The sequence below is a fragment of the Lewinella sp. W8 genome, from assembly GCF_004375085.3.
Taxonomy (GTDB): Bacteria; Bacteroidota; Bacteroidia; order Chitinophagales; family Saprospiraceae; genus Neolewinella.
The window spans coordinates 302,003-315,272 of the sequence record NZ_SNAQ03000003.1 but is presented as its reverse complement, the minus strand read 5'-3'; the positions used below and the strand labels follow the sequence as shown (position 1 = coordinate 315,272).

Sequence of the window (13,270 nt, the reverse complement as noted above, 5' to 3'; positions counted from 1 at the left end):
TCGTAATATGAATTTATTTGACCTGTCCGGTAAAACGGCTTTGCTTACGGGCGGTACTGGAGCGTTAGGCACCGCCATGGCTTCCGGACTGCTCGCGGCGGGATGCCGGGTTGCTCTGCTGAGCCGAAACCCCGATAACTTAAATGCGGCGGCAGAAAAAATAAGGGAGAGTCAGCAAGTAGATAACGACCATCTTCTCCTGTTGCCGGGCAACGTACTCGATAAAAAAAGCCTCACTGAGGCCCGGAAAAATCTGGAACGCGAGTGGGGAGGTCTGGACATTCTTGTCAACGCCGCGGGAGGAAACCAGAAGGGGGCTACGATTGCTCCCGAGCAATCGTTCTTTGATCTTGACATGGAAGATTTCGCCAAGGTCAGTCGCCTAAATCTGGACGGAACGGTGCTTCCGAGTATGATTTTCGGGGAATTGTTGATGCAGGGGGAGAGTGGGAGCATCGTAAACATCTCGAGCATGGCCTCCGACCGGGCCATTACCCGGGTAGTGGGTTACAGCACGGCCAAGGCCGGCATTGATATATTCACCAAATGGCTGGCGGTGGAATTCGCCAAAAAGTTTGGGGGAAAGGTGCGGGTAAACGCCATTGCGCCGGGCTTTTTCATTGGGGAACAAAACCGGACGCTACTGCTGAAGGAGGACGGAAGCCTGACCGACCGGGGAGACACCATCATCGCCAACACCCCGATGGGCCGGTTCGGAGAGGCCCACGAACTGATCACCACCCTGGTATTCCTTTGTGCGGACGCCAGCAGCTTCGTCACGGGCGTGGTAGTGCCGGTTGACGGAGGATTTTCCGCATTTTCAGGCGTATAAATTATGGAGATCATGAAGCAGCTTCTACAGCCCACCATGCGGCACTTTGGCCCCAAGGATCCCACTCCTTTATCCTATTTACGTCAGGCCGGGGCCCGCGGCGTCGTAACGGCCTTACACCACATCGGGGTGGGGGAGGTATGGTCAACAGCCGAGATCAGGAAACGGCAGGAGGAGATAGAAAATGCGGGCATGCAATGGACGGTGGTGGAAAGCCTGCCGGTTTCCGAAGCCATCAAAACCCGGGGGGACGCCATGGAGCGCCACCTGACCAACTACGTGGAATCCCTGAGGAACCTGGCGGCCTGTGGATTGTCCATCGTTACGTACAACTTCATGCCGGTGATGGACTGGACCCGAACGGATCTAGACTATTACCTACCCGACGGGAAATCGGCTATTCAGTTTAGCCTGATTGAGCTTGCGGTTTTTGATTTGTACATCCTGCAGCGGCCCGAAGCGGATGCCGCTTACGATGCGGCGACCCTGGCCGCCGCCGAAAAGCTCTACCCGCAACTGGATACGGACGCCGTCGAAAGAATTACCGCGAACATCATCAAGGGCCTTCCCGGAAGCGAAGAGAGCTTTACGATGGAGGAATTTCGGGCAGCCCTGGCTACCTACCGCGATATTGACGAAGAGCGCCTCCGGGAAAACCTGATCAACTTCCTGCGGCGGGTCTGTCCGGTGGCCGAATCCCTGGGCATTAAGCTCGTCATTCATCCCGACGATCCCCCCTTCCAGCTTCTGGGGCTCCCGCGGATTATGAGCACGCAGGCCGACTTTGCAAGATTGATCGAAGAGGTCCCCTCGCCGGCCAATGGTCTGTGTTTCTGCACCGGTAGTCTGGGCGTCCGCCCGGATAATGATCTGGTCGGGATAGCCGAAGCCTTCCGGGATCGCATTCACTTCATCCACCTGAGAAGCACCAAAAGAAACGCCGATGGCAGTTTTTATGAAGCGGATCATCTGGAAGGGGACGTTCCCATGCGGGAAGTGGTCCGGGTATTGCTCCGGGAAAACCAGACCCGTACTTCGCCCATCCCCATGCGGCCGGACCACGGCCACCGGATGCTGGATGACCTTGACAAAGAAGTGTCGAAAATCAATCCGGGCTACCCGATTATCGGCAGAATGAAGGGGCTGGCGGAACTCACGGGATTGCAGCACGGAATTAGCGTATAATTCCCTAACGCAAAGCATTTATTGATCCCAATTTCACGTTGCTCTTGCTTCGAGTAGGTTAAAAGCCTAAATTTAAATGGAATTCGCCGTGACACTTTCATTTCTGGTGTCATAAAGAAGCGATACTTAGGATTGGCTCTCGTATTAAAATTGCTCTTTGCCGGTGGCAAAGAACGGACACGTATACACCCTTGACTCATGCCAATCCGCAAGCTTGACCTCTACGATCTTTTGGGCCCGCAATTTCAGTTGGGGTTCAGCTTTCCCGACTACATTGATCGGGTTCTGAGTCTATTGGCCGTTGACGAATTCGAGACCACCTATGACGATGCGCTGATCATCTACGTGGGCACCCTGGTCCTCAACGGCGATGGGGAAGGCGGGGCTTTTGAACAAGAGCAACCCGGTGGGACATCCTTTAGCTGGAACGGCAACCGCTTTCCCTTCCGGATGACGGTCTCCCGCGACGCCACCAATCAGATTAATGACGTAATCAATCCTGCGGGTAACCCTCCAACCGCTAACTCCGATCTGGACAATGTCGTGGAGCTGTTACAGGATCTCCGTCCGGCTTCCGAACCCGATACGGATCGCGATATTGCCCACCCCAATCCGGCTGGTGCCTTCGACGAAACGGTAACGGATTATCCGGGATTCGCCTTTAAACTGGAACTTTTGGTGGACGTGCTGAACTTCAGCCTCGGACAAGACTGGAAGCCCGGAAAACTCGACCCCGCAAGCCACCGGGTGATTGCGGAGACCAGCCCCACCTACGTCAACAAGAGAGTCAATATTGTATTACCCCGAGCTGTCCTTGAATACCGTCAGGGAGCTAATCTGGGAGAAGACGTACAATTCGCCATAAACTCCTGGGGCGGAGCGGGAATCGACAGTGCCCATGACCTGAAGGTGGGCAACTTCATCAGCATGGACCCCCAAATTGCCCTCCACGCCAGCGGGCAGTTTGCCTTCAGCGTTGATCAAATCATGCTGGATCTCAGCACCGAAAGTACCCCACCGGCCATCCTGCAACACTTCGGGACCTCAGAGGACTTTACCGGTCTGTACTTCGGGCAAATGCTCGTCTACTACAGCAATGATCAGGGGGTTGGCTTCAACCTACGCGTCAACGATGCCCTTATTTCCTTTGCCGGGGAGGTAAGCCTTGAAGGAGCCCTCGACGTTTTCCTGAACCAGGAAGTGACGTCCCTACGGGTAGAAACCAAAATTTTTACCGGTAACGAGGAAAAAGACTTTACGCACGGCATCATTTCCGCCCCCGCCAGCCCGCCTTCCGTCACCAGTCCGAGTGCCCCGCCGGGGCGCGCCACCGTCACCCAGAACTCGGTGCTTACGGTGGACATCAGTGGCGGCCATCCGCCCTACACCATTCGGGTATTCCGGGGGTCTTCGGACGTGTGGCAATCGGCCCAGCGACGGGCCGTTTTTGACACCATTGGCACCGACCAGCGCTACCTGGTTTACGTGGAGGACAGCCTATCACCCACTCCCCGCAAGTACGCCGAATGGCTGAACGTCAACGTGCAGCGGCTGGAAAACGACAGCAGCCGGGGAGGGACCGGCACCCCACAGGATCGCAACCCGTCGCCGGATTACATCGCCGCCGTACTCACGCCCGTCAGCGGCTTTACCGCCCAGCACCGGCTGGATCACGTTCCCGCCCGGAGCGGCTTGGTTGAACGGCTCACGGTGGCCGGCAACCGCGCCGGCGACCTGACCATCTCCCGGGGTGGTGGACTACCGGATCTGACCAAGCAGATTACCAACCAGGATCGGGATTTAAGCTTCTCCTTACCCCAGGGCGCCAGCTACAACGTGGCCTTCGTGGCACCTGCGACCTCGCCCCCCGCCGCCAGTCTGGAAGTCACCTTCACCATCGATAAGCCCTACACCGCCGCCGAACTGGCCAACTACCGGGCGGACGTTAACGCGCTGACCCTGGATAACTCCGACCCCCTGCGCCCGAGATTGAATTTACCCGCCAGTCCAGCCAGTGGAGATCCGCAGTTCGTCAGCCAGCTAGCCCGATTTAACGCCTGGCTGCCGCACCTGGGGAACCTGACGGGTACTACACAGGTAGATGGTTTCGCCAGTTACCGAACCAACCTTAGCCACGACCAGAAACTAAGTGAAAACCGGGCGGCGGTTGGCGCCGCCCTGCTCACCAAGCTGGCCAGTCTGATGGGCATCAGTACCCCCACCCACACCGTACAGGCCAATAGCAACCAAAATTACGCCGGCAGCGGTAGCGCCAATGGGCCAACACGCACCTTCCAGGCCTTCCGGATCACCGGATCCTTCACCGCTACTACGGCGATCAATATTCAGGCGACCATCGGCCGGGGCACTCCACCGACACCCCCAACCGTCGTTCCGCCACCGACTCCCGAAAGAACCGGCAATCCCCCGCCCAACGAAATGCCGACGGTGATCCGCCGCCTGGGCTTTCGGGTGCGCTTCGAGCGCAACACCATGGTATTGCTCGAACTGAACGGTAAGGTGGACTTCGAAACGGCGATGGAGCAACAACTCCGGACGGCGTCGGGCAATAGTGCTGGAGCGCTGGCTTTACGCAACGGCAACGGTAACCAGAACAACGAGGATGGGGTAGTGGACTTCAAGGTGCTCTACACCTATAATACGGCCACCAGCGAATACGGCGTAGGGCTGGCCCTCGGGTCGGACCCCGGAGACACCGACGGCCTGGTGCACCTGCAAAACGGTACGGGACCACAGTCGGATGCCTTCAAAAACATTTTTGGAGCGCTGATGATCTTTGCGCCAATCATCAACGCCGCCGCCGTAAACACGGCAGATAATAGCGAGGACGCAGGTGCCTGGCTTGGTCTGGGAGCGAGCCTGGCCGTGCCGGTTGCCATCGGCGCGTTAGGCATCGTCCGGACCCGAAGGGTTGTCCTTTATGGCGGCGAATTAATGGTGAAATTCAGCGAGCCCGGTGCTCCCGGCCCCAATTCCATTCAGGTCGCAATCATGTTTGACTACGGGGTCGAATTTGACCTGGTGGTCCCCAGCATCGGCATCGGCGCAGACCGCAACGTAGCCAACGCGACGGCTCCGCCCCTCAAGGTTCGCTACAAAGCCATTGGTTTCCAGCTCCACCACCATTCCACTACGGGGGGGCTGGACTACACCCCAATCTTTGACCCCAGTAAGGGATACGACCTTAACCTCACCGACCCCAGCCTCTTCAGCTTACCCGCACCCCTCGGAAACCTTTTCGGTGTGACGGCTGCGCGTCTGGCGCGATTTAACCCCCTGACGCTGGAAATCGATCTGTCGATCAAGGCCGATCTCGGGGTGATTACGGTGGACAAGTTCAAGATAAAAATCCCACTGGACGGCGACGGAAACGTCCAGATCATGCCCAGTGGGGTAAAGGTCAATATTCCCGGCACCCTGGTGGGTAATGGTTTTGTGAACATCGTCGATGGCCCGGTCACCCAACCCGATGGGTCCACCATCACGGCCAAGGGCATTGAGGGGGGATTAGATCTGACCATCGTGCCCGTTAAACTGCGCATCGCCGGAAGCGTCGGCGTTACCAGCCTGCGGGACAATAACACCGGCAGGGAAGGGGTTGGCGTTTTTGTCGGCCTACGCGTTGAATTCCCCTCTCCCATTGTCTTGGGGGCTTCGGGACTGGGTCTCTACGGAATCATGGGGCTCTTCGCCATGCATTACCGCCGACTGGAGGACCCCGCCCAGGCCGCCGACCCGATTGGGCCGGCCCTGCGCTGGCTCGTCAAGGCCGACGGAGATCCGACGCAACTCCGCAATGCTGGCGGGCAGGCGCTCTGGGGGCCTAGCTTTGACCGTTGGTCCTTCGGGGTCGGCGTTATTCTTGGCACCATGGACACTGGCTTTACGGCCAATTTCCAGGGAATGTTCGTGCTCGAATTACCCGGGCCGCGCATTCTCATCATGGTGAAGATGAAATTCATCAGCGTAAAGCCCGAAGGGGTCGACAGTGATGCCGCTCAGCTAACCACCGGCATTATTGCCGTGATCGATCTGGATTTTGAGCAGCAGAAGATCACCATTGGCGTCCTGATCGACTTTGAGATTGAGGAAGTGCTACAACTTAAAATCCCCATCGAGATCCTATTTAAACTCGATGACCCCAGCCACTGGCACTTCTGGCTCGGCACCTACGCCGTTCCGGTTTCCGCCAACATCCTGAATATGGTGCGGGGTAGTGCTTACTTCATGATTCAGGGCCATGAGCTGACCTTCCCCGGACAGCTGCCCTACGTGCCAAGTAGCGCGCCAATTTTGAATAAAACGCTTCAGGGAGTGGCCATCGCCCTGGGTATGGAAGCCTCCCTACTTTTTGGGTCCCGCCCCGCACGATTGTACCTCGAAATTGGAGCCGGTTTCCACGTCGGACTTTCTTTTTCTCCCTTCATTCTGGTGGGCAGCATGTTTTTCCGGGGAGAACTTCGTCTATTCATCATCAGTATCGGCGCCAGTGGAACCCTGGACGTAGAGATTACCCGACTGAACAATGATCCGTTCTATATCTACATCCACGGTGAGGTGTGCGGTAAGGTGGACTTCTTCTTCTTCAGCGTCAGCGCCTGCATCGACATCACCATTGAACGTGGCGTCAGGAAGGTGCAAGCGCCTCCCCTGATCAATGGCGTGTATCTGCAGAGTTACGCCCCGGTACTGCTTTCCGGGCAGGGTGGTGACCGGCCGATTGACGCCAGCCTCGGCAACGCCGCCGAGGGCCGGGTTACGACCGACCTGCCCGTGGTACCCATCGACACGGTGCCCGTCATTCAGTTCTACGCTTCTCCGGTTACTTCCGGTACTACCACCTTTACCGAGCCGCTGGGGACCAGCCCGGACCTCCGGCCGGGGGGGTGGGTCCGGCTGAGTGAAGAAACCAAAATCAGATATGAGCTCCTCGAACTTTCGCTGATCGAGCAAAATGGCTCCGCCTACAATGACCCGGATCCCGTGCCGGCAACCTGGCGCAAGGAAGACAGCGGTAGCGGACTCAATAACGAAGCCCATAAATCGGTGGATCTGGCCCTATTCTCCCGGGTACCCACGACCGCCGCGCGCGCACTCGAAAGAAGCAGTGAACTTAACCGCCGAATTGAGGTCCAGTGGGAGAATCTTTGTAAAAAACCAGCACCTCCGGCCAGCGTATTCTTCCATTTCTGCGGCCAGCCGCTGGGGCCCTCACCTTCCGGGTGGACCCTGACGGGCTGCGTCAAGCCAGATCCCGACGACAGTCTGCGGGAGGGTGAACCCGACGACCAACTGATCATCCGGGAGCCCCAGGGAGGCTCCGACGCCTGGCAAAACACCCTGGAGGCCTACGGCCTGGCCAGCAAAGCCGACGCCAGGGTTGTGGGGATTCCCGTTCCTCCAGGACGATACACCGAAGAAATTGATTATTCCCACCGGATGGTGGTGGACGGCCAGAAGCCCGAAAAAACCTGTATTGACTTCACCGAAAAATCGGATCGTCATCCACTACTGGACTGGCAGGATGAGCTGGTCGTGAAGCGCGATCGCAGCCTGCGACGACTTCGGGAAAACGTTTTCCGTCCCGTTGACGAAACTACACTTACGCCGCGGGAGCGCCTGGAAGCAATCCTTAAACCGGAACTGCCCACCCAGCCACCACCGAACAGAATTTCCATCGATCCCAGAGGTCCCGTAATTGACCCCGCCATTCTTCGCGAGATCAGGTCGACACCAACCCTCGACCCGGGAATGGTTATGGTCAACCCCGGGCCCACGATTCGATTCCCGGGCAGACTTAACCCCGACATTTTCTTACCCGGCTCACGCGATACCATCGAACACGAAGGCGTGTCCATTAAGGATGCCCGCATCATTGATTTCGGTAACACCAGGGGCGTTGAATTCGGCAAACTCAGCATCCAGTTTAAAGAGTCGGTGTGCCGCATCGACCTCCGGGTAGTTTTCCGTGGGGAAGGAACCTATGATTTGGCGGCCCTGAACGCCAAGGGTGAACGCATCACCGGGAAAGAAGGCGAGCTTTTGACCTCCGGGATGGGAACCGCCGTGCTGACCATCGAGGCCGAAGGCATCTATACCCTCGTGGTTTCCTTCCGAAAGGTAAAGGGCGTGATCACCCAATTGTGTTACTACCGGAACTGTAACAAGGGACTGGAGAAAATGCCACATTGCTACCGGGCATTGCAATTCCCTTACCCCCTACGCCAGCACGACCGCACCGGCGACGCCCTGCTGGAGCAAAACCAGGAGCTAGCCAAAATCCTTCAGGAATACCTGCTGCAAAATCCCCTGGAGTGCCTGCTCGACCTGGAAACGGGAGCCGTAGAATACCTCCACTTCTACATCGCCGTTTTCATCAAATTCCAGAATCACATCATGGTGCAAGAACTGGATGAAGAGGGCAAAGTCCTGCACGAAGCTCCGCTACGAACTTTTCTGGGTAGTCCCGTCAGTAGCGCATCGGATTTCCCCTCCGACTGGCTCGACCCCGTACTGCCCTGGAGAAACAAGGTCATCGAAATCACCCGTTTCCTGCATTCGGATTTTTTCAAGGCTTACGAAAAACATGTTTTCACCTTCAAGCCGAAAAACCCCGAGAAATGCGTTCGGGTAAGGTTTGTAACCACGAAGGTTTCGCCTAACGTACCGCCGATGTATCTGGCGGCGGTGGAACGTTTACACCTCAGCGAAGCCGAACAGGTCGCCCACATTGAAGCCGTGCAGCAAACCCAGTTGGATACGCTGGAAGGTTACCTCGGCCACGGGGAATCGGACCGTCCCTTACTTAAACCCAACCGCGTTTATCACCTGATTGCCAAGTACAAGGCGAAGGTAGAATCGGTTAGTGCCAAAGGTATTCCCCACGACCACGAAGAGACCATCACCCAAGAGTTCTCTTTCCGTACCGATAACGTGCCGCCACCGGAACTGAAACCCTACGTTTTGGGCACCACCCCCGAAATGGACGAAGAATACCACTTCTTCAACGATCCGCTGAAGGTGATCTTCAATGACCGGGGTACGCTGGAAATGTACCAGGCCTACGGCAAGCAGTTGCGGGGCGTAATTCGTAAGGCAGACGGGGGGGCCGTAAACGGAAGTCCGGATGCCATCACCGCGCTGGCGGGGCAGGCTGCCGAAGTACTCACTCCGTACCGCGAAGCAGTAGAAAACCTGATTGCGGCGGGTATTTTGCCCTGCGCCAGTGGCTCGGTGATGATCAACGAACACGGACTCTACGAAGCTCCGTTCCAGCTGCAACCAAGCACGCCTTACACCTTCGACATCGAGGTACTGCCCACTCCACCGCCAGCGGATGGAGCGTCCGTTGTTCCTCCCTTCCGGCGTGCCTTCAAAACCAGTCAGTTTGCGGATTTGGCGGATTTCGCCCAGTCCATCAATACGCTTCCCGTCCACTCCATGGCCCTGACGCAACCGCTTGCGGGACTACCGGCTGCGGGCAGTCAGTCCTCCCGACCAGACGTGGCCTTCATTGACGATGCCATGCTGGAATCCGTACTGACGGCCGCCGGAATGACCCCGCAGGCCGGGGCCAACAAAACCGGCATCTGGCAGTTGTGGGAAGTCGCTGGTGCCGGGTTCCGACCGCGGGCCATCCTTATTGATGCGGCAGAACCCATGTGGAAAGACCGGGTAAAACCGGAGAAGAAGTCGGTGCAGGACGGCGCCGGAAACGTAATCGACCCCGCTTTCCAGATTTGGGAAACCGGAAGGGAAGCATCCCTGGAATTACTGGAAGCCAGCGGCTCGAACCACGTAGACTACTTCGTACGGTCGACCAGTGGCACCCGTTGCCTGGTATTGCTTGACCCGACCAGCTTACCCAGTAGCGGATCAAGTGATCTGACGCTCAACATCCAGCAGCCCGGTAACGGTTTCTACGGGCTGACCAATAAGCAGGAACCCCTGATCACCATTACCCTTAACGCAAAAGCTCCCTGGGAGGAATAAATCATGGCAAGAATCGCACATCCTTCATTTCGGTTGTTTAGTCGCCCCCTGGAGCCTTTTGACCCCAAGCCTACCAGCGACCGGGCTACCCGGATCGCCCGGGGGCGGAACATCCCCAAGGGCATCAATATGATGCGCTGGACCCACGAAGCCAATTTCGGCCTTCCCCGCCAGCCCTTTTTGCTCTGGAGGCACCGCAACAAGTTCAACTACCAAAAGGTCATCACTAACCGACGGCAGGTTGACGGACAACTCACCGTCAACAATCCCGGAGGGTACGTTTACCACGGATTGATCAGCGTTGATCTGTCCAGTGGCCAGACCCTGAGCGTCACGCCGCTGGGGCCCCAGGGCATCCCGATTCCGGGAGCCACCAAATTGCTTACGCTTTCGGGCACCTACTTTTTCAACCATCCCTTCACCTCCGCCTATAGCTTTACGGGTAGGGGAGTGGTGCGGGAAATCAGGGTCTACTACCAAACGGCGCTGATCAACTCCCCCAACTGGGAGCTGATGCAAAGGGTGGGCCTACCCCTGGATCCCGGAAGTATTGATCCGTCGGCCTACGACACTTCTCCCCAGGGCATGGTTGCAGCGCCCATGGCGCCGCGGCAGTTTCACGAGGCCCTGCTCGGACTGGCGGGGTACCTCCAGGAGCCCCTGCCACCTTCCACCGACCCCGGGGTTAGCGCGACGGACTGGCTTCCGCCACCGGCTGCGGACTTCCTCTTTGACCTGGAGCAATTCCAGGGAGGAATTCTTCCCCACATTCGCAAATGCCTGGAACAATGTGATGATGCTTCCCCCGACCCGCAGCAACGGCAACCGGCCTACCTCAGTCAGATGGTGGTGGACGGGCTACGGCAGGAAGGATATCCGGGAAACATTGACCCCGGAACGGCCCTCATCCCCGTGGTGAGCACGACGCTCCTGGCCGCACTCATGGACCACTACGTCGGCATTGCCCTGGGGTACGGTACCTATGACTACTCCGGCGTCAACCAGGAACGGCTGGACTATTTCTACATGGTGACCAATACCTTCACCATCAAACCGAATTTCCCGGGCTTACCCGAGCAGTTTACGATCAAACAGGAATACGCCGCCCTGGCCGAACACGTGGACCGGCCGGCCACCCCGCTGCAGGTACGATCCCAACGCCTCCACCAGAATCGCCCGCTTACCCGGGACGGTAACAGCACGGAGGCAGTCGAGATAAGTTGCCGGGCACCGGCATTCCCCGTGAGTTACGGGCTCTTTCAGGCGTCCGGAGGGCAGATGAAGGTCCTCAACACGAACCGAGGGCTGGGGAACTCCAGTTATCAACCCGCAATCCTGAACGTACCCACCGCAGAAAATGCCGTGGAGCAACGCATTGCCTACGTCCTGCCCAACGCACCGATACCGTTGGCCGGAAGTGAAAATCGCAGCTATTACCTGGCGGCAAGAGACATTTTTGGTCGGTGGTCCGGTTACGGAAAAACCAATTATCTGGCCGAGGGCCTGTCCACCCAGCCACCGGGGATGATTTCCGTAAAGCTGGAACACGATCCGGCCCTGCCCAACGGTAACTCCAGTCAGGTGGCCACCCGGCTGCTCCTTGACGTGAGCTGGGACTGGACCGAACGCAGTCCGGAAGCCATCGAAATTGCCGGTGGGTTTTATCCGGCCGACCGGGAGACGGCCCTGCCGAATTTTACGGACCGGTTGGCCCTCACGGCGGCCAACGGCAACGATCCGGTCGTCCGCATTACCTTCTCCGGTAGCGGAGTGCCACAGGTAAGCGGTAGCAATCAGTCGGTGGTCGAGCTCGCGCCGAGCGGCTCCTCTCCGGATCCCAACATCCGGCGTTACCGGGTGACCGTGGATAATGTGGTGGCCAGTTTTCCGGGTCCGTTGGACAATCCCGCACCGCCGCCGGCCAATAATCTTTCGCGCATAGCCTACGTGGCGAGGGCGCGAGCGCAGGATGCCGTGCGGGCCGGAACGGCCGTGTGGTCCGGTTGGACCGCTCCGGTCAGCGACCGCATGGATGACCCCCGCCCTCCAGTAAAATTAAATCTGCCCGCCACGATCAACTGGACAAGCCTACCGGACGCCACAAAGGTGGCCCGGGGCACCCTGAGTTGGCCCGCAGTAACTCGCGCGGTGGGCTACGTGGTGTGGGAGGCCTCGGAAACGGCCATACGTACTACCCTGGGGCTACCCCAGGACCCGAACGACTCCCTGGTGGAACGAGCCACCGAATTACGGGATGCGCTCAACGACCCCAACAACGATCGCGATAGCCTGAGGGCCTTCGTACGGCTCAACCGCGACCCCCTGCGCACCACCTCCGTTCAGGTTAATTTACCGGGCGCGAGTGAAGTCCTTTTCCTCTATCGGGTTAGTGCCATGACGTCCGCCAACGTGGAGTCCGAACGCTCAAACGTCGTCTTCTTCGCCGTTCCCCAGCAGAAGGTTCCGGGACCACCCGTACTCCGGGTAAGGCCCCAACAAAAGGGCGTACCCGGAATGGAAGTGGTGGTGCTTGATGGTGCCGGGCCGGAGCCCGCGGGCTTCAAGCTTTACCGGGTGCGAAAGCGGATCGCCTCCAATGTGGTGCAGATGAAGGGGCTACCGGTTTACCCGGAAACCGCCCCGGAGTGGCAGTCTTACCAGCTGACCAACCTTGACGGCAGCACCTCTCCGGGGAAAAAGCTACTCGACCCCGTAGCTTCCCCGAGCTGGGAGCCCTATTACTACCAGGCCGTTGCGGTGGGCCCGGAAGACCGCCCTGAAGGCTTGTGGCAATCGATCTCTACGGGATCCCCCACGGTGGAAGCCTACTTCCCCCCCATGAACCCACCGGCCCTGCAACTCAGTCGGCAGCGAAGCTTAAAGCGCTGGGACTGCCACACCGCTACGCTGGAAACGGATGCTCCCTTCCAGACGGTTCAGGGTAAGTTTGCCCAACTAGAACTGTTGGCACCTGCGACCTCGCCCAATGCACCACCCAAGATGCGGACCATCTTCTCGGCAAAACTGAGTGAGCTACCCGTTATGGACCGCCGATTCAGCGGCAGACACCCGGCCCCCTTCGACCCCGCCGATGACATAGAAGTTGGCGTTTTTCCGGAGCGGGACAGCATTTTCCTTCGCGTACACGAAGACTATGAGCAACTCGCCGTCCGGCTTACCGACCCTCTGGGGCGTAGTACCAGCCTTTTGATCGACTTTTCCTAAAATCCCAAGTGCTTC

At 58.2% G+C, this 13,270-nt stretch carries 4 protein-coding genes; all 4 read left to right on the top strand.

Going from position 1 to position 13,270, the window contains the following annotated elements; translation table 11 throughout:
- Positions 1–7 precede the first annotated feature (7 nt).
- Positions 8–832, top strand: coding sequence for an SDR family oxidoreductase (locus E1J53_RS05540; RefSeq protein ID WP_134271950.1), 825 nt, complete (start codon positions 8–10; stop codon positions 830–832).
- 12 nt (positions 833–844) lie between these two features.
- On the top strand, positions 845–2,017 hold the full coding sequence (gene uxuA, locus E1J53_RS05535) for a mannonate dehydratase (RefSeq protein WP_134271949.1): 1,173 nt from the start codon (positions 845–847) through the stop codon (positions 2,015–2,017).
- Between the two features lie 198 nt (positions 2,018–2,215).
- Positions 2,216–10,030, top strand: a complete 7,815-nt coding sequence (locus tag E1J53_RS05530; RefSeq protein ID WP_134271948.1) for a hypothetical protein — start codon at positions 2,216–2,218, stop codon at positions 10,028–10,030.
- A 3-nt stretch (positions 10,031–10,033) separates the two neighbouring features.
- Positions 10,034–13,255 (top strand): hypothetical protein, encoded by a 3,222-nt coding sequence (locus E1J53_RS05525; RefSeq protein ID WP_134271947.1) that lies wholly within the window; start codon positions 10,034–10,036, stop codon positions 13,253–13,255.
- Positions 13,256–13,270 lie beyond the last annotated feature (15 nt).

Excerpts from the sequence above, each read along its gene's own strand:
- E1J53_RS05540 (WP_134271950.1), top strand. The coding sequence starts at position 8 with ATGAATTTATTTGACCTGTCCGGTAAAACGGCTTTGCTTACGGGCGGT.
- E1J53_RS05525 (WP_134271947.1), top strand. The coding sequence starts at position 10,034 with ATGGCAAGAATCGCACATCCTTCATTTCGGTTGTTTAGTCGCCCCCTG.
- uxuA (WP_134271949.1), top strand. The coding sequence starts at position 845 with ATGAAGCAGCTTCTACAGCCCACCATGCGGCACTTTGGCCCCAAGGAT.
- E1J53_RS05530 (WP_134271948.1), top strand. The coding sequence starts at position 2,216 with ATGCCAATCCGCAAGCTTGACCTCTACGATCTTTTGGGCCCGCAATTT.